The sequence below is a fragment of the Commensalibacter sp. ESL0382 genome (assembly GCF_009725775.1).
Lineage (GTDB): Bacteria > Pseudomonadota > Alphaproteobacteria > Acetobacterales > Acetobacteraceae > Commensalibacter > Commensalibacter melissae.
On record NZ_WNII01000011.1, the window covers coordinates 304,437 to 323,818 of the forward strand.

Below are 19,382 nucleotides of genomic sequence, written 5' to 3' on the forward strand. Positions count from 1 at the left end.
ATAAACAAAAATTAACTGGTAATAGAATATTCATCATGAGCATTTTAAAATATTGTTTCATTGCCCTGTCCATGATCCTGATGGTTGTGTTCGTCTCTTTTGACAAGGGTATGGCAAAGCAAAAATTAGATCAACCCTCTCTATTACCATCCAATGCGTTACAAAGCGTTGCAACTGTTAATCAATATATTCCAAATTATATTGCGGTTGATACGGAAAAAAGAATTTTTGTTCAATTTTTCAATTACAATAGAGATTCAGGCCCTTCTCTAGCAACTATAAACGCTGACAACTCAGTTACTCCATATCCGGGAGGTCAATGGAATGACTGGAACAAGACATCCAACCTTGATCCCTCAAACGCATTTGTTGGATTGTCTGGAATGACCTTAACACCTGATGGTTATCTATGGATCATTGATAATGGTATCGATAAATTCGGAAACAAGCCAAATAAAAAAGGCATTAAAATAATTAAGATAGATACAAAAACCAATAAGGTTGTTGATACCTATCCCATTCCTTCCTCTGTCATTTTGCCTAAATCGGTTTTTAATGCGTTGGCTGTCCACGACCATCATGCTTATTTTGCAGATAAAGGTGCCCCCGCCTTGATTATTATGGATTTAAACAATAATCAAGCCAGACGTGTCTTAAGCAATTCATCCAGCCTATATTCTCGACAACCCATTATCGTCGATCATAATCTTATACGTCCAAGTAGCGATCAGAATTCTTTTTTCAACGTTAACCAAATCGCAATCACCCCCGATGGAAAGAGACTTTATTATCAGGCTGTCAGTGGTCCACTTTATCGTATCGACACCATGTATCTCAATGATCCTACATATTCGGAATCCGAATTAAATGAAGCGATGATTCTATGGCTTGAAACTCCCTCTTCAGGTGGGATCACATGTGATAATGAAGGCAATCTTTATTTTACTGACATCTCCACAAACAGTATCTATCGTTTTACCCAGGGACGCATTTTAAATAAAATTGTTACGGATCCCCGCCTGCAATGGCCCGCTCATCCTTTTGTTCTACAGGATAAAACCCTATATACTCCTGTAAATCAGTTTATCCATCATTCGGCATTGGATCATAATAATCATTCAACGATTAAATGGCCTTTGACGATTTACAAAATTGACCTTCCACCCTTAAAATAAATTCTATCTAAAAAACAGGTTACCATGCGTTACATATCCACACGGGGACAAGCCCCAATTTTAAATTTTTCTCATACGCTCCTTACGGGTCTTGCAGAAGATGGAGGCTTATATATTCCTGAAACCTGGCCACACCTTTCCCATAATGATCTTAGGGAATTGAGAAAGCTTGATTATTCAGAACTTGCCGCAAAAATTATTGGTTTATTTACAGGGGATGATATACCTGCTCCCATCCTTTTGGATTTATGCAAACAATCCTACGCAAGTTTTAACCATAAAGCAATTGTCCCCTTGGTTCAGCTCGAACACAACCTTTTTGTTCAGGAACTTTTTCATGGTCCCACCCTGGCTTTTAAAGATATGGCGATGCAGCTTTTGGGACGCCTGTTTGATTATGTTCTCAGCCAACGAGAGGAGCATATCACAATTGTAGGTGCGACCTCAGGCGATACAGGCTCTGCCGCAATAGAGGCTTTTAAGGACAGTAAATATCTTACGGTCACTATTTTACATCCCTATGGACGCACATCAGAAGTCCAGCGTCGTCAAATGACAACCGTCCTTTCACCCAATATCAATAATATTGCCATTAAAGGTTCCTTTGATGATTGCCAGGATTTAGTCAAGTCCATGTTTGCTGACATGCCATTCCGTAAAGAAATGCATTTATCTGCCATAAATTCCATTAATTGGGGGCGTATCGCCGCACAAATTCCCTATTATATTTATGCGGCACTATGTTTAGGCGCTCCTGACCGTGAGGTTTCCTTTACTGTCCCAACAGGAAATTTCGGCAATATACTTGCTGCATGGACGGCAAAGAAAATGGGGCTTCCCATTAAATTTTTAGGAGTCGCCTCCAATCATAATGATATCCTAACACGCTTTTTATTAAATAATGACATGAGTATACAAGAGGTAAAACCGAGTTTATCTCCCTCAATGGATATCCAGATTTCTTCGAATTTTGAACGGTTGCTTTTTGAATTGCTTGATCGTGATGCAGCGCAATGCTGTCAAATCATGCAAAATTTCCGCAAGGATGGAAAAATGAATATTCCTGAACAATCCTGGACAAAAGCGACTCAGAATTTTAAGGGAATGTCACTGAATAATGAAGAAACGAAAAAAGCCATTACAAAAATTTTCAAAGATTCACTGTATCTTGCAGACCCACATACTGCAATCGGAATAATAACCGCACAAAAATATCTTGAAAAAGATGTCCCTATGGTAGCTGTTGCAACAGCTCATCCGGCCAAATTCCCTGATGCGATTAAACAGGCAACAGGAATTCTTCCTCCACTGCCACTTGCAATGGCGGATTTATATGAAAGAAAAGAAAACTATCAAATTCTTCCTGCAGATTTACAAGCAATTGAAAATTCAGTCCGCACTGTAGTCTATCAAAATAATTTTTAATTTTAGGATAATTATGAATCAAGCCATAAATATCACACGTCTTCCTTCCGGCATGTTGGTCGTGACTGAACAGATGAAACATGTAGAAACCGTTTCCATGGGAGCTTATGTTTCAGTCGGGACAAGATATGAAAAGGCTGAAGAAAATGGAATATCCCATTTTCTGGAACATATGGCTTTCAAGGGTACACACTCGCGCTCTGCATCCGTTATTGCGGAAACGGTTGAAAATGTTGGTGGACACATCAATGCCTTTACCGCCCGCGAACTTACAGCCTATTATCTTAAACTTTTAAAGGATGATGTGGAACTGGGGACAGATATTCTGGGCGATATCTTGATCCATAGTATTTTTGATGCGGAAGAATTTGAAAAAGAGAGAAATGTTATTCTTCAGGAAATCGGTCAAGTTAATGATACACCTGATGAAATCATTTTCGATTATTTCCAGGAAACCGCTTATCCCGATCAACCAATGGGACGTCCCACTCTTGGGACAAGCAGTATTATCAGATCTTTGCAAAAAGAACATCTGCAACACTATATGAATTCACATTATAATGCGGAAAATATTATTTTCTCTGCAGCTGGTAATATTGAACACAATAAAATTGTTGCGTATGTAAACAAATATTTCAAAGACTTACCAAAAAAAAAATCAGTCTCTCCTGTTGCAGCCCTATATAAAGGTGGGGAATTCAGAAAATTAAAACACTTGGATCAGGCACATATTATTCTGGGCTTTCCATCATTTACATTCAAACATCCATGTTATTATGCCTCCATTCTTTTATCTATTATTCTCGGTGGCGGAATGTCCTCCCGTCTTTTTCAGGAAATACGAGAAAAAAGAGGGCTTGTTTACACAATCTACGCTTATAACCTTACCCATCAGGATGATGGAATATTCAGTATTTATACAGGTACTGGTAAAGAACAGGTCAAGGAATTAATGCCTGTTCTCGTACAAGAATTGAAAAATATTCAAAAATACATCAAGCCCGAGGAATTACAACGCACCAAGGCTCAATTAAAGTCTTCCCTGTTAATGTCAATGGAAAGCACTAACAGCCGTTGTGAACAACTTGCACGTCATTTACAGATTTATGGCCGGATCATTTCCCCCCAGGAAATTTCCAAACGCATTGATGCTGTCACCCTTGATGACATATGCCAAGCTGCAAAACACATTTTTACCCGTGTTCCCACGCTAACAGCACTGGGTCCTATTGAAAACGTTCCATTTCTATCAAGTATTACCGAAAGTCTTGCACAATGACAGATCATAAAGATTTTATCAAAAACCTGATTTTAAAGGCTGAAAAGGCAGGGGCGACCGATGCGGATGCAATCTATCTTGAATCTACATCCGTTGGTGTGCAGGTCAGAAATGGTCAGGTGGAAGAGCTTGAACGTTCCGAATCAAAAACAGTTGGATTAAGAGTTTTAGTTAACAAACGCGTTTCAACAGTCTCAACAACTGATTTGCAACAACAGAATATGGAAAAGCTGGTAGAGCATGCTATTTCAATGGCAAAAATATTGCCAGAGGATCCCTATGCCGAATTGCCCGCACCCTCAGGAAAAAATTATATTGAACCGCAAAAGCTAGATCTGTATGACCCTACAGAACAATCAACCAAACAGATGATTGAGCAAGCCAAAGCCGTGGAAACTGCCGCAATAACCATAAAAGGAATAACAAATAGTATGGGAGGAAGCTGCAGTTATGGCAAGACAGCTATGACCCTGGCAAACAGTAAGGGTTTTTTGGGATCTTATCAACGTACCTCTCATTCGCTGGCTGTTTGTGTTCTGGCAGGAACCGGTACAGAAATGCAAAGAGATTATGACTTTCATTCCTCTGTTCATCTTCAGGATTTACAGTCCCCCAAAATCATCGGTGAAAATGCCGCCCGTAAAACGTTGGCCAAATTAAATCCCTCCAAACCCAAAACAGGTATATTATCTGTCGTTTTTCATCCTCGGGTTGCCAACAGCATTGTTTCTCATTTGGCAAGTGCATTAAATGGTCATGCAATTGCAAAAGGAACTTCTTTTTTGAAAGAGAAAATGGGACAGTTTGTTTTTCCCGAAAATATAACCATTATTGATAATCCATACAAAATAAGAGGGTTGGCATCTCGTCCTTTTGATGCTGAAGGATTGTTTCCTGAAGAATTGAAACTGGTTGATTCTGGTAAAATAGCCAATTGGTTGTTAGACAATCGTACAGCAAAACAACTCGGTCTGCAAAGCAACGGTCACGCAACCAGAGGTCCATCATCTCCACCCACACCAACGACAACCAATCTGTATATTCAGCCTGGCAAACAAACCCCCGAAGAATTGATGAAAGATATTGCAGAAGGTATTTACATAACAGAACTATTAGGTTCATCGGTCAATATTGTCACAGGTGACTATAGTCGTGGCGCCAGTGGGTTTATGATCAGAAATGGAAAAATTGCTGAACCAATTATGGAATTCACACTTGCTGGCAATCTAATGGACATGTTTTCAAAACTTCACGTCGCAAACGATCTTGATTTCAGATATACTACCAATAGTCCAACTCTACGGATTGATGAAATCAGTATTGCTGGACAATAATTTCATAACCTTAAGAGATGGATCAATAAAATGAAACGTGCGACCTTACACAGCCGTACACTGTTATTTTTATTAAGTGCTGCTTTGATTAGCCCCCCGCTCCTCATTTCTTCCTCTCATCAAGCTGAAGCAAGAGCAGGACGAGGGTTTTCCATGGGTAGCAGGGGAAGCAGAACCTTCAGCTCACCTTCCTATACTAGAATAACTCCTAATGGAGGACAATCTTTTCAACGTACCATGACGAGACCTCCAGCAACTAATAATTCAGGTTTTAATGCGCGCCCTGTAGCACCGTCAGCTCCAACTACGCGACAGATATCCCCCAATAACGCAACAGCTCCGCAAAGAGGAAATTTTCTTAAAGGAGTTGCCGGAGGAGTTGCCGGAGCGGCTGCCTATGATATGTTGATGGGTCATCATCAAACCAACGCCCAAACTCCCGCTGCTAATGCCAATCAAAATACTGATCAGAACATGAATCCGTCAGATCCCAATACAATGCAATCACATCCGACACCAATGTCTCAACAGACACCCAAAAAGCATAATTCATCAGGATCTCTTGTATGGATTATAGTTCTTGGGCTTCTGGTATGGTTTGGTATCCGTTATTTTCGCAAAAATTCTGCCATTAATAAAGGACAAGGAAACAATAATTCAATAAATCCGATTAAGGAATATATCAAGGAATCAAATATACAACTTAATCAAAACGATTATACTGTTTTCCAACAACGACTCATCGAAATACAAGAATCCTGGAATCATCAGGATTTGGGAAGTATGCAAAAAATTGCCACTCCCGAGATGGTGTCTTATTTCAATGAGCAACTTACCGATTTGGCTAGTAAAGGTCTGCATAACAGCACTTCAAATGTACAATTTGAACAAGGGGATCTTTCCGAAGTTTGGACTGAAGGTACGCGTGAATATGCTACAGTGGCTATGCGTTATTCGCTAATCGATATAACGACCGACAATAACGGAAACGTTGTAGAAGGTAATCCAAATCAGCCTGTAACTGTAACAGAACTTTGGACTTTCGTACGATCGGTTGATCATAATTGGTGGTTGTTGTCTGCCATCCAACAACAGAAATAATTTAAACTTTGATTAAGGTGATAATATATAAAATTCCACTTAATCCCAAAAATGCATAAAATAAAATTTTATTCCTTTGAATGTTACGGCGTTTTTTTTCCTGCCTTTCTTCAAGGGATATTTTTTTTTCAAAATATATCATGATTGATATTAGACACCCCATAAATCATAAATATAATGATCTATAATCAAGGCTAAAAATAAAAAAAAGAGATAAATCAAAGAAAAACGAAAAGACCATCTTGCCGCTTTATCACTTCTTAAACTTTTTCCTGAATGATCCTGTTTTTCAAGTAAAACACAAATGGCCATAAACATAAATCCGACATTCAATATCAACGCTGCCACCATATAGACGCTATGCGTGAAATGAAAATACACAGGCAATAAACTGACAATGGCCAACAAAATAGTATATATGAAAATCTGCCACCGTGTATGTCTGGCCCCTTTCACAACTGGAAGCATGGGAATACCAGCCCGTCCATAATCCTTGCAAGCATATAGGGATAAAGACCAAAAATGGGGAGGTGTCCAGAAAAAAACAATCAAAAACAGTATTATTGGGAATAATTGGATCTGTCCAGTTACACTTATCCAACCTATCAAGGGAGGAAAAGCACCCGCTGCCCCACCAATAACAATATTTTGCGGGGTTGATCTTTTTAACCAAACTGTATAAATCACACTATAATAAAATATTGAAAACGCCAGTATAAAACTTGCAAAAAAATTTGTAGCCAGAAACATAAGGATGACAGAGATAATGGATACAGTTACCCCATAAATCAAAGCATCTGAAGATTGAACCCTCCCCGAGGGCAAAGGACGGGTTATAGTCCTGTTCATAACACGATCAATATCCTGATCGTACCACATGTTAATGGCGCCAGCACCTCCTGACGCAAGACAAATACAAATAATACTTATCAAAGAAATAAAAGGGTTTGCATATCCAGGTGCCAAAATAATGCCGACAATTCCTGTAAAAACAACCAAAGAAATAACCCTTGGTTTTAACAGAAGGAACCAATCCCTGACATTGCTTCCAACAATTAGTGGGTCGAAGCGTATACGCTGGTTGACAGCATTATTCTCAATCTGAATTTTACTCATCTGTTTTGCTTGTTTGCAGTAAACATGGGAGAAGGCAATTTCCATTCATTCGTGATCGCACCTTTACCCCAATAATTGGCTACAGGTTTAACCACGTTATAAAATATGGCATTGATAATCACACCCTGAAAAACAAATATGGATAGTCCCATAAATATGTCACCCCAAAAAACTGTGTTTCTACCTAATGGGATTATTTTCAATGTCAGAACAATTCCAATCATTGTAATCACAAAATGTGAAATTCCCAATGATTCTGAATATTGTTTTCCAAAAATTTTACCCATCCAAAAATAAAACCCTGCAAAAATTGATAATATAATTGCATAAGTTAGAGTTGAATGAATCTGATCTATTCCTTGAATTAATCCTTTATATGGCCAGGCAAAAAGTAAAAGGAACAAGCAACCCAACGACCATAGCATAGGCGTTGATACGTTTTTTAAGCCTGTTTTAAACAAGTTCAATGCAAAAATACTTAAAACACATATCAATCCATATAAACCAACAGCAAATATAGTTTCGATGTTCACAAATGAATCTGTCTGAAAGTAGACTTCTGTAAATATGGATTTATTCCAAAATAAAAATAATAGAAGAGAGAATGCTGTTGTAATGCCAATTAATAAAATTTTATCCGATTTGATTCTGTTTTCCGAGATTGTCTGAAAAATATGAAATAAGATACCAAAAGATGGCAAGATTAAAACTACAACCATGGGGAAAACGAAATTTTTAACAGTTTGTGAAATTGCCCAATCCAACTGCATATTATAATTGAAATAATCTCGTGTTAATATCCCCAATAATATTGATCCCACTCCCAATAAAAAACTCGCACTTATAACATGCATCCAGGCAAATAGGGGAATTGAGTAATATTTAATATCCTGCCCACGATTATTAATAAAAGTAACAAGGACATTAATTGAAAATAAAACCGAACCAATTGACCAAAATACCAGGCTTATCAAGCTCATCAATCCAGTTTCTGAATTAAAAAAGGAAAAAAAATTAAAGAAAAATCCTGTCCATAATAAAATAATTGAAAGGATATTGATTAATGGAAACGCAAAATTTCTGCTTCCAATTAAAACAGGAAAGAACCATGAACCGAAGGCTACCATTAATGCTGGCTGTAAGACAAAAAAAACCATCATTCTGGCATGAGTCTGGAAAATGTTGATGGCAGCAGTTTGGTCATGAATTTGAAATAATAAAGGTAGAAATTCATTCAGTTGGTAATATAAAGCGGTGATCCCTCCACTTAATCCTGCCAAGATAGCCAAAATAATGGCACTCATTCCTACTTTATAATTGATTTTCATTAATAATTTTCCACAAATATACTTTTTTTAGAGTATATCTATCTTTCAAAACTAACCAAAGTAAATAATCCTAAAGGCGGGACCGAATTTATTTCAGCCCTTTTTAACACTTCTGGTGGTAACAAGGACTGAATGGCAAAATCGGGATGCCAACCCAATGCCTTGGATGCAGGAGCCATAATTCGTTCAACATATGACCGGAGTCCTTTTTGAGCTATAAAATGATTCACAAAAAGAATATGTCCACCAGGCTTCACTACACGTTGTAATTCCTTAAACAATCGGTCTGGATGAGGCACAACCGAGGCAACAAACATGCCGACCGCAATGTCAAAAGAATCCGTTTCAAAAGTCGTTGCTTCAGCATCCATTTCCAACAATGCATCAACATTATCGATTTTTTCTTTTTTCACACGCTGTTTGGCCTTTTCCAGCATATCGGTTGAAAGGTCAATACCCGTCACTCTTTTATCATTATGATAAGAAGGTAAAGCCAGGCCAGTTCCGACACCCACCTCTAATATTTTTTTCCCCGGTAAAGAATTAACCTTTTCAACGGCACATCGTCGGCCAAATGAAGAAACTGTACCAAAAACAGTATCATAAACCTTGGCCCAGCGACGATAGGCAAGCTTAACTGCATCTGCATTTAAGGCAGTATGAGGTAAAGGAGACACGCTATTGCTCCAAATTTGGTGAAATAACAAAATAATACAAAAATAACACTTTATAATCCAATTTCATAAAAATAGAAATTTTTTTTATTTACCTTAAAATTAAAGTATTATTTTTTATAATTTTTCTTTGGATAATCAAAATTCATCGAACACTCTTTATTGTTTCCCGAATTATGTCTATACTCCATTTTGTTAACAAATTAAATAAATATAATTAGGACTTAAGCGTTAAAATGTTAATGACAATTGTGGTATGGATCCTCGCGATTGGATCAATCATACTATGGAGCTATAATTTTACTTACCTAAAACATCGTGAAATATACGAGTGGTTTGATAATAAATTTGGCAAGGATGACCCCATACCGCCAATGCCTTCAAAATCGAATTCTGATCAATCCAGTGATGACAAAAAAAATAATCTTTAATTCTTTTTCATTTTAGATAGGATTCAATAACATTCCAGATACAAGCTGCAGAATTCATTTGATTAAAACGGTCCAGCTCTTGTAACCCTGTTGGTGAGGTGACATTAATTTCAGTAAGGTAATCCCCCAATACATCTATCCCAACAAAAATCAACCCCTGCTCTTTCAGGGTTTTACCTATTTTAGAGCAAATATAAAGATCCCGTTCAGTTAATTGAGTTTTCTCCGCCACTCCCCCAACATGCATATTGGATCGCATATCTCCTTTTTGCGGAACTCGATTGATTGCACCGATAGGTTCCCCATCAACTAAAATGATCCTTTTGTCTCCCCTTTTAACGGAAGGCTCGTAACGTTGCACCATCAGGGGTTCATTGGATATTGAAAACTGCATTTCTAACAATGCATTAAAATTCTCATCCTCATCCTGAATGCGGAAAACGCCTACACCCCCATTCCCGAACAACGGTTTAACAACAATATCTTTGTATTCCTCCCTAAACATCCGAATTGTTTCGACATCGCGGGAAACAAGCGTGGGAGGCATTAATTCAGGCCAAAATGTAGCCATTAATTTTTCCGGTGAATTTCGAACGGATTTTGGATTATTTACAACAAATACCTTGTCCTTGCCCACACCATGAATACGTTCCAGAATATGTGTGGCAGTAATATATCCCATATCAAAAGGTGGATCCTGGCGCATCAACAGCACGTCAAAATCTGCCAGATTCACGGTTTCCACTTCTCCAAATTTTACATGATCACCTGTAACCTTTTGAATATTAACTTTTCGACCTCGTGCTGTTACATACTTACTTTTTTCATTGTTGAACAAACTTAAGCTATTTACAGAATAAACAAAAAGTGAATAACCACGAGCCTGTGCCTCGAGCATCAATGCAAATGTTGAATCTCCATGAATATTTATTTTTTCCAAAGGATCCATTTGTACCGCGATTTTTAACATTTTTAAATATCCATTCTATTCTGACTCTGCATCATAAGTGATTTCTAAAATTTCAAGGTATTTTTCACCAACAGGGGTTTGCAACCTTATTTCATCCCCTACTCTAGCACGCATTAATGCCCTAGCTACAGGGGATACTAAACTTATTTGCCCTTTTTCCGTGATTGCTTCGTCTGTTCCAACAATAGTAACCCTATGCTCACAATCATCCTCAGTTAAATAACGCACTGTAGCACCAAAAAAAACCCGATCTTTTCCCTGTTGATCAATGGGGTTTACAATTTGTGCGTTCTCTAACCGTTTGGATAAAAATCGAACCCGACGATCAATCTCACGCAATCTTTTTTTTCCATAAAGATAATCTCCATTTTCAGATCGATCTCCATTACCGGCTGCCCATGAAACAATTTCCACTATTTTTGGACGCTCTTCATGCAATAGTTGTAATAATTCCTTTTTCAAACGTGTATAACCCCAAGGGGTGATATAAGGTAAAGACATATAAACAAACCTAAATTCTAAAATAATCCCTATATTCCCATAAAGGAATAGAATATCCTGCCTTTTAAAATTTGCCCCGGTTTTAAGATAAACAAGCCGCGATCCGAAATTTCTGGCATATTGATTGCATTATTCATGTTAGTTGCCGGTTCCATAGTAAAAAAAGATTGGTCTGGCGGGGTATATACAACAAAATGCCGAAAAATAACGCTGGCAGAAACCGTTAAGAAACTATTACTATATTTCCAGCGGATAAACGCTTCGCGACCCCAGTTCACATAACAATTATCCAGAAAATCGTCTTGTTTCAAAATACGCATTTGATCAAAGTTCCATTGATCTTCGTTCAACATGCGACCCTCTGGCAATCCATCCGGACCATTGTTCCATACAGACGGTGCCGAAAAACCGATTTCAACAAGATTTCTTCTTGGCAAATAGGGATGAAAGCCCATCCCGATGGGTTGTTTGCAAATATCAGTATTTTTACATGACATTTGTATAAACAATCCACTTTCATAAACACAATATCTCAACCTGGCAAAATATGCATAGGGCCATTCCTTTTGAGATCCCTTATCCGGATTATAATTCAAAGTTAAAACAACACTATTTTCCGTAAATGATTCAAGATCCCAAGACTTTTGCCATGCATTACCATGAATGGAATCCTTTCCGTTCGACGCATTGGGGGTTAATTGATAAACACTGTTATTGAATTTAAATTTACCGTTTGCAATACGATTAGAATAAGGCAACATTGGATAGGCTGCAATAATCTGGTCAGAATGTCTCGTCAAGGGCGAACGCTCGACTGGATAAAAAATCAATAAATCTTTTCTCAACCAATATGCTATGGCTCCACCCAAAGAAGGATATATGCCGATTCTATTATTTCCCGCCTTAATTTCCAGCATCCCGCATCCCTATTTAATGTTTCTTTGATCTTTGACGCCTCGATGGACCATAGCCTCCCCCACCAGGTCCAAGAGGTCTTGGTTTAAAATTGCTTTTTAGGATTCTCCCCTCTTCTCTGGTACGGATTGTCGGTTCAATATCAGAAATTAATCCCATATCTAAATCTTCCAATCTCTTTATTTCATCTCGTATACGAGCAGCCTCTTCAAACTCAAGATTGGTGGCGGCGTTACGCATTTCCTTTTCCAATTCTGCTATGGTTCCTTTCAGGTCCTTCCCTACCAGAGAATGAATATCAGAAAATTCTGTTGGGGAAACCGTTACATAATCCTGCTCATAAACAGAAGCAATGATCTCTCCAATTTTCTTTTTTACTGTTGCTGGAGTAATATTATGATCTTCATTCCATTGTGTCTGTTTTTCACGACGTCTTGCAGTTTCTTCGATCGCATATTTTAAACTGTCCGTCATTTTATCCGCATATAATAAAACACGCCCATCAACATTTCTTGCTGCCCGTCCAATCGTCTGTATCAAAGAGGTTCTTGACCTTAAAAATCCTTCTTTGTCAGCATCAAGAATGGCTACCAATTGACACTCCGGTATATCCAGACCCTCCCTTAGAAGATTGATCCCTACCAGAACATCTATCACACCCAAACGCAAATCCCTTATAATCTCTATACGCTCCAAAGTATCGATATCTGAATGAAGATAACGTACCTTTATACCAGCTTCATTCATATAATCAGTTAATTTTTCAGCCCATTTTTTGGTTAGCGTTGTAACAAGAACACGCCCACCCTTCTTGATGACCTTATTTGCCTCGGATAATAAATCATCCACTTGCAATTCAATTGGTCTTATATCAGTAACAGGATCAGTCAAACCGGTTGGACGTATGACCTGTTCAATAAACACGCCTCCTGTTTTCTCTAACTCCCAGGGACCTGGTGTCGCACTGACAAAAATGCTCTGGGGACGATAACAATCCCATTCCGCAAAATTAAGTGGCCTATTGTCCATACAAGAAGGGAGTCGAAAACCAAAATCCGAAAGCGTTTTTTTACGTGCATAATCCCCCCGTTCCATTCCTCCTATCTGAGGTACACTTACATGACTTTCATCCACGATAAGCAAGGCATCTTCTGGCAGATATTCAAAAAGAGTAGGCGGAGGTTCACCGGGATTGCGTCCTGAAAGATAACGGGAATAATTCTCAATACCCTTACACAATCCTGTTGTTTCGATCATTTCAAGATCAAAAGTTGTACGCTGTTGAATACGTTCGGCCTCCAACAATTTGCCTTCAGCTACAAATTGATCAATTCTTTCCTTCAACTCAACCTTGATATTTTTAATTGCCTGATTCAAGGTTGGTCTTGGCGTAACAAAATGACTATTGGCATAAATAGCTATCGATTTTAAATTTGCTGTATTAACCCCGGTCAAAGGATCAAATTCGTTAATTGATTCAACCTCATCCCCAAAGAGCTGAATTCTCCAGGCACGATCAGCGTTTTGAACGGGAAAAATATCTATTGTTTCGCCTCTTACACGAAACGTTCCCCGCTGAAAGGCCATATCATTTCTACGATATTGCTGTTCTACCAAAGCTTTTAGCAAATCCTCACGATTTAACACTCCACCTTCCTCAACCCGCACAACCATATGAGAATAGGTTTCTGGAGATCCAATACCGTAAATACAGGAAACAGAACCAACTATAATAACATCATTACGTTCTAGTAAAGCCTGTGTGGCCGCATGTCGCATACGGTCAATCTGTTCATTGATCTGACTATCTTTTTCTATATAAGTGTCAGATCGAGGCACATAGGCTTCCGGTTGATAATAATCATAATAACTGACAAAATATTCAACCGCATTATTTGGAAAAAATTCTTTCATTTCTCCATAAAGCTGCGCTGCAAGCGTTTTATTGGGTGCTAAAATCAAGGTTGGTTTTTGCACGGCCTCAATAACCTTGGCCATGGTAAAAGTTTTGCCTGAACCTGTTACACCCAATAAGACCTGGTCACGATCTCCAGCCTCAATTCCATCAGTAAGTTGTTTGATGGCGTTTGGCTGATCTCCTGAGGGCTGAAATTGCGATACAATTTCCAACCTGTTCATTTTCGGCTTTGCCGGAATCTTTTCTGGATGAAAAATGACAGTTCCGCTTCTTTTTGGTTTTTTCATGGAAATTATCTGATTTTGTTATGATTTCTATATTTGATTTAAGATTAAGACTTTGTATTTGCTATATTATATAGCATAATAAATGGGCTACTAAAATGAACAATCCCAGTTCATAGATCAAAAAAACAAATGTCTGTTTTCATCGCCTGAAATATTCGATAAAATCCATTTATATAAAAGATCATTCATTTAAATCAAACAGAGATACAATGTCTAATTCATCTTGTCACACCAATCAGCCGAATCATGATACACTAAAATCCGAAAAGAAAAAATCGGATCAACTTCCTTCTTGGGACCTGACAGATTTGTACCCATCACCCGATTGTCAAGAATTAAAGAATGATCTGCAAAAAGCTCAAACCCTCATCACACAATTTTCTGAAAAATGGAAGGGAAATTTATCCCAGACATCAAGTCAGGAATTAAACCAAGCTCTTAAAAGTTATGAAATAATCAATGAAATATTGGGAAGAATTGGATCTTATGCTCAACTGATTTTCGCAACTGATTCGACCAATCCTCAAAATATCAAATTTTATCAGGATATCCATGAAAAAATAACTGGATTAAGCACGCAGTTTCTTTTCTTTACTCTGGAATTGAACCAGCTTAGCGAGGAAAATGTCAAGAATAAAATGCAGGACAACGAATTACTGCAGTGGAAACCGTTTCTTGATAAAATCCGTATATTGCGCCGTTATCAGTTAAGTAATGAAATCGAAAAGCTTTTCCATGAAAAAGCAGTTACGGGTGCCAATGCATGGTCAAGATTATATGACGAAACATTGGCGACCCTGGAAATCCCCCTAAAAGATAAAACCGTCCCTTTAGGTGAAGCTTTGAATAAATTATCATCTTCACAGGCAAAAGAAAGAAAAGATGCAGCCCAGGGATTGAGTTCGGTATTTTCGAAAAATCTGAGACTTTTCTCGATTATTACAAATACGCTGGCAAAGGATAAGCAAATCTCTGACCAATGGCGTGGTTTTTCCCGTCCAGACTCACAACGAAATTGTGATAACCAGATTGAAGACAGTGTCGTTGATGCACTGGTTACCGCTGTTACCAATAATTATCAAAATCTGTCACACCGCTACTATCTTTTAAAAGCAAAATGGCTGGGTGTGGACAAATTACATCATTGGGATCGTAATGCTCCCTTACCGGAAGATCATGATCAACCTATACACTGGAGAGACGCGAAGACAATCGTTTATCAAGCGTATCATGAATTTGATCCTCGGCTGGGCAAAATGATTGATCAGTTTTTACATAGTCCATGGATTGATGCCACACTACGTACCGGGAAATCCTCTGGTGCCTTTGCCCATCCCACTGTTCCATCGGTTCATCCCTATATTCTTCTTAATTACCATGGTCGCAGCCGAGATGTCATGACATTGGCCCATGAGCTGGGGCACGGAATTCACCAGATTCTTGCTGCAAAACAGGGATATATTCTATCTGATACACCGCTGACCCTTGCTGAAACAGCCAGTGTATTCGGAGAAATGCTGACTTTCCAGAGCCTTTTAAAAAACCAAACAGATCCCAGACATCGTCATATTCTCCTAAGCCGTAAGGTTGAGGATATGTTAAACACAGTAGTAAGACAAATTGCATTTTATCAATTTGAACGCAAGGTTCACGAAGCCAGACATGAGAACGAGCTTTTACCTGAACAAATTGGTCAGTTCTGGCTTGAAACTCAACAAAAAAGCCTTGGCCCAGCTTTTGAATTTACACCAGACTATAATACATATTGGACATATATACCGCATTTTATCCATACACCTTTTTATGTTTATGCCTATGCGTTTGGAGATTGTTTGGTAAATGCACTCTATAATGTCTATCAGGAAGGGTTTCCCGACTTCCAGGACCTTTATATTGAAATGCTGAAGGCGGGTGGAACAAAAAGTCATAAAGAACTTTTGGCGCCTTTTGGATTGGATGCCTCTGATCCAGCCTTTTGGCAAAAAGGATTAAATGTAATCAATGATTTCATAGATGAACTGGAACAAATTTAGATGGTACATAATAACGATAATCTTGATAAAACCAGTTTATTCAGTGGAATGAAACGTATGGTCAATTCTACCCGGGCGGTGGGGGGGATTGCCGCACGGTTGGCTGGTGAAAAAATGGGAATACCGATTAACAAAGCTTCCCATGCAGAAGAGTTGAAAAACATTCTTGGGAATCTCAAAGGCCCCATGATGAAGGTGGCGCAATTAATCAGTACCATTCCCAATGTCCTGCCTGATGAATATGCCGATGAATTGGCGCAGTTACAATCAAATGCCCCTCCGATGGGATGGTCTTTCGTCCGTCGTCGCATGAGGGGAGAATTGGGTCCGAACTGGGAAACCGCTTTTGACGAATTTTCACATGAAGCTGTCGCCGCAGCCAGTCTTGGTCAAGTCCACAAGGCAAAATTGCACGATGGAAGGGAAGTTGCCTGTAAATTACAATATCCCGACATGATTAGCACTGTTGAATCAGACCTCAAGCAACTTCGTCTATTAATTGCTTTATACCATCGATTGGACAATGCAATTAAACAGGACGAGGTTTACAAAGAGCTTGTTACACGTTTACAGGAAGAACTGGATTATAAAAGAGAAGCGGCCAATTTAAGACTTTTCTCCTACATGCTCAAAAATAATGACACAACAGTTATACCAAATGTAATTGAAAATCTTTCCACTGAACGTCTTATAACCATGGATTGGATAGAGGGCAAGAATCTAAGATCCATGATCACACCTGAATTAGATCAGGCTCATCGGAACAATATTGCCCGCGCACTCTTTAAAGCCTGGTATATTCCTTTTTATCAATATGGTGTCATTCATGGTGACCCGCATATGGGAAATTTTCTTATCAATCATCAAAATCAACTGTGTCTTCTTGATTTCGGTTCGATACGAATTTTTCAGGGTAAATTTGTCAAGGGTGTTATTGATCTTTGCCGTGCCGTAGAAACTAACAATGAGGAATTAGCCTATCAGGCCTATACCTCATGGGGATTTAAAAATATTTCCAAAGAGACAATGACTGTTCTAAATGAATGGGCAAGTTTTCTCTATGCCCCCCTTACCCAGGATAAAGACCGTTATATACAAGATGATACAGATCCGGATTTGGGACGTAAATTGGCCAATAAAGTACATAAAGGGCTTCAACAAGCTGGGGGAGTGACACCACCACGAGAATTTGTTCTGGTTGATCGTTCTGCGATAGGACTTGGAAGTTTATTTACAAGATTAAATGCAAAATTAAACTGGCATCAATTATTTCAGGAAATCATTGCAGATTTTAATGTTGACAAACTGGATCAGGAACAGGAAAAGGCAATAGAATTGGCCCGTGTTCCCCCCCCTTTGGAATAGAATAACGGCTACAGTGATTTAGTATGGAAAATTTGCTAGATCACTGTAGATATCAGGCAGTTAAAAGATTTAATACAAACCTTTAACTGCATGATATAATTTTTTGAATTTTTGATATTTTTCTTGATATTGCGCACTGACAGATTGATTGGGAACATAGGTTGCCTGTATGGAAGGTTCTGGCAATAAATCTCCAAATGCTACATTTGGATGACAACTCAACATTGCCAATCTTGCGGCACCCAATGCTGGCCCCACATCTCCACCTTCACGATATTGCAACGTTTCTCCTGTAATATCAGCAAGCAATTGACGCCAAAAAGAGCTTCTTGCCCCTCCGCCAATCAAACTGATATGGTCTGGCCTTAAACCCGTGGCATGTAAAACTTCCATACCCTCCGCCAATCCAAAACTTACCCCCTCTATTACTGCCTTGGCTATATCCTTCCGATCATGTTGATGGGTTAAGCCAAACAACATTCCATTTGCCTGGGGATTATTATGAGGCGTTCGCTCACCCGAAAGATAGGGAAGAAAAATAACGGATGATGGAATTGAAGAGGCCTGTCCTGCCATTTCCAACAATTTAGGCACTGTCTGAATTCCCATAATCCGAGCAGCCCAATCCAAACAGGAAGCAGCACTCAGCATAACAGACATTAGATGCCAGGTGTTCGGCAATGCATGACAGAAACTGTGAACAGCCTGTTTACAATTATTCAAAAACCCATCACTCGCGACAAAATATACCCCAGATGTTCCCAAAGAAAGCATAGCCTGACCTTTTCGCCAGATACCAACCCCAATTGCTCCAACGGCATTATCACCACCACCGGCAATAACCGAAACTTTTGAAGTCATTCCCCATCGTTGCGCTAATTCAGGTTTAACCGTTCCGGTTGCCTGATTGCCTTCAAACAATTGAGGCATATTTTTTCGCGTCAACCCACATGCCTTTAATAAATCATCATTCCATTGACGATTTTTGACATCAAGCCACATAGTTCCAGATGCATCAGACATATCAGATGCATAAATTCCCGTTATCAACCAGCGAAGATAATCCTTGGGTAATAGGACTTTATCAATTTGTTGATATACTTCCGGCTCATGTTTGCGAACCCAAGCTATCTTGGGTGCGGTAAAACCAGGCATCAGTATATTGCCTGTTATCTCTCTTGAATTTTGTACATTCTCCTCAATTTCATTACACTCCCGATAGCTACGCCCATCATTCCATAAAATAGCAGGTCGCAATATTTTACCATTTTTATCCAGCAAAACTGCCCCATGCATTTGACCCGTCAACCCTATCGCTTTTACATCTTTCAAGGAATATTGACTCGATAGTGACAAAAAAACCTTGTCTGTCGCCTTCCACCAATCAATTGGATTTTGTTCTGACCAAAAGGGATGGGGACGATAAACTTTCAGTTTTTCAATATGGCTGGCGACAATCTGATGGTTATCATTCAATAAAATACCTTTAATACCTGATGTTCCAAGGTCAATCCCGATATACATAACCAT

General features: G+C 38.8%; 16 protein-coding genes. 8 read left to right on the forward strand and 8 right to left on the reverse strand.

Features of this window, described 5'->3' with window-relative positions; genetic code table 11:
- Positions 1-35: 35 nt before the first annotated feature.
- The 5 genes from GM552_RS05645 to GM552_RS05665 are packed head-to-tail and all read left to right on the forward strand — an operon-like array spanning position 36 to position 6,314.
- Positions 36-1,175 carry an L-dopachrome tautomerase-related protein gene (locus GM552_RS05645; RefSeq protein ID WP_155565632.1) on the forward strand — a complete coding sequence of 380 codons (1,140 nt, stop codon included), beginning with the start codon at positions 36-38 and terminating at the stop codon, positions 1,173-1,175.
- 24 nt (positions 1,176-1,199) lie between these two features.
- Entirely contained in the window at positions 1,200-2,600 is a 1,401-nt protein-coding gene (thrC, locus tag GM552_RS05650) for a threonine synthase (RefSeq protein WP_155565633.1), read from the forward strand.
- A gap of 13 nt (positions 2,601-2,613) precedes the next feature.
- On the forward strand, positions 2,614-3,879 hold the full coding sequence (locus GM552_RS05655; protein WP_155565634.1) for a pitrilysin family protein: 1,266 nt from the start codon (positions 2,614-2,616) through the stop codon (positions 3,877-3,879).
- Positions 3,876-5,213: a TldD/PmbA family protein gene (locus GM552_RS05660; protein WP_155565635.1), complete on the forward strand. Its 1,338-nt coding sequence runs from the start codon at positions 3,876-3,878 to the stop codon at positions 5,211-5,213. Before GM552_RS05655 ends, GM552_RS05660 begins: the two co-directional genes overlap by 4 nt.
- 30 nt (positions 5,214-5,243) lie before the next feature.
- The gene (locus GM552_RS05665) at positions 5,244-6,314 is read left to right on the forward strand and encodes a TIM44-like domain-containing protein (RefSeq protein WP_230882764.1); all 1,071 of its coding nucleotides are present in this window, start codon (positions 5,244-5,246) and stop codon (positions 6,312-6,314) included.
- A gap of 150 nt (positions 6,315-6,464) precedes the next feature.
- Here the strand turns inward: GM552_RS05665 and GM552_RS05670 are convergent, their stop codons facing one another.
- From GM552_RS05670 to GM552_RS05680, 3 genes are read right to left on the reverse strand one after another with little or no spacing between them, the layout of a single operon-like run.
- Positions 6,465-7,430: a heme o synthase gene (locus GM552_RS05670; RefSeq protein WP_155565948.1), complete on the reverse strand. Its 966-nt coding sequence runs from the start codon at positions 7,428-7,430 to the stop codon at positions 6,465-6,467.
- Positions 7,427-8,758: a cbb3-type cytochrome c oxidase subunit I gene (locus GM552_RS05675; RefSeq protein ID WP_155565636.1), complete on the reverse strand. Its 1,332-nt coding sequence runs from the start codon at positions 8,756-8,758 to the stop codon at positions 7,427-7,429. The genes GM552_RS05670 and GM552_RS05675 overlap by 4 nt, the downstream gene beginning before the upstream one ends.
- A 38-nt stretch (positions 8,759-8,796) precedes the next feature.
- Positions 8,797-9,471 (reverse strand): class I SAM-dependent methyltransferase, encoded by a 675-nt coding sequence (locus GM552_RS05680; RefSeq protein ID WP_370533610.1) that lies wholly within the window; start codon positions 9,469-9,471, stop codon positions 8,797-8,799.
- A 203-nt stretch (positions 9,472-9,674) separates the two neighbouring features.
- Here GM552_RS05680 and GM552_RS05685 point away from each other — a divergent pair, with 203 nt between their 5' ends.
- The gene (locus GM552_RS05685; protein WP_155565638.1) at positions 9,675-9,863 is read left to right on the forward strand and encodes a hypothetical protein; all 189 of its coding nucleotides are present in this window, start codon (positions 9,675-9,677) and stop codon (positions 9,861-9,863) included.
- Positions 9,864-9,870: 7 nt separating this feature from the next.
- On the opposite strand, the gene gshB is transcribed toward GM552_RS05685, so the two are convergent.
- Genes gshB through uvrB form a run of 4 tightly spaced genes read right to left on the reverse strand, consistent with a single transcriptional unit; the run spans position 9,871 to position 14,454 of the window.
- Positions 9,871-10,833, reverse strand: coding sequence for a glutathione synthase (gene gshB, locus GM552_RS05690; RefSeq protein ID WP_155565639.1), 963 nt, complete (start codon positions 10,831-10,833; stop codon positions 9,871-9,873).
- Positions 10,834-10,848: 15 nt separating this feature from the next.
- Complete coding sequence (gene greB, locus GM552_RS05695) at positions 10,849-11,334, reverse strand: transcription elongation factor GreB (RefSeq protein WP_110438227.1); 486 nt, start codon at positions 11,332-11,334, stop codon at positions 10,849-10,851.
- 29 nt (positions 11,335-11,363) lie between these two features.
- Positions 11,364-12,251: an aldose 1-epimerase gene (locus GM552_RS05700; RefSeq protein WP_155565640.1), complete on the reverse strand. Its 888-nt coding sequence runs from the start codon at positions 12,249-12,251 to the stop codon at positions 11,364-11,366.
- A 13-nt stretch (positions 12,252-12,264) separates the two neighbouring features.
- Positions 12,265-14,454, reverse strand: coding sequence for an excinuclease ABC subunit UvrB (gene uvrB, locus GM552_RS05705; RefSeq protein WP_155565641.1), 2,190 nt, complete (start codon positions 14,452-14,454; stop codon positions 12,265-12,267).
- A 209-nt stretch (positions 14,455-14,663) separates the two neighbouring features.
- Between uvrB and GM552_RS05710 the strand changes: the two genes are divergently transcribed.
- Together GM552_RS05710 and GM552_RS05715 are read left to right on the forward strand one after the other, a co-directional pair.
- Positions 14,664-16,487 carry a M3 family oligoendopeptidase gene (locus tag GM552_RS05710; protein ID WP_155565642.1) on the forward strand — a complete coding sequence of 608 codons (1,824 nt, stop codon included), beginning with the start codon at positions 14,664-14,666 and terminating at the stop codon, positions 16,485-16,487.
- On the forward strand, positions 16,488-17,852 hold the full coding sequence (locus GM552_RS05715) for an AarF/ABC1/UbiB kinase family protein (RefSeq protein WP_155565643.1): 1,365 nt from the start codon (positions 16,488-16,490) through the stop codon (positions 17,850-17,852).
- 69 nt (positions 17,853-17,921) lie between these two features.
- Here the strand turns inward: GM552_RS05715 and xylB are convergent, their stop codons facing one another.
- Complete coding sequence (gene xylB, locus GM552_RS05720) at positions 17,922-19,376, reverse strand: xylulokinase (RefSeq protein ID WP_155565644.1); 1,455 nt, start codon at positions 19,374-19,376, stop codon at positions 17,922-17,924.
- Positions 19,377-19,382 lie beyond the last annotated feature (6 nt).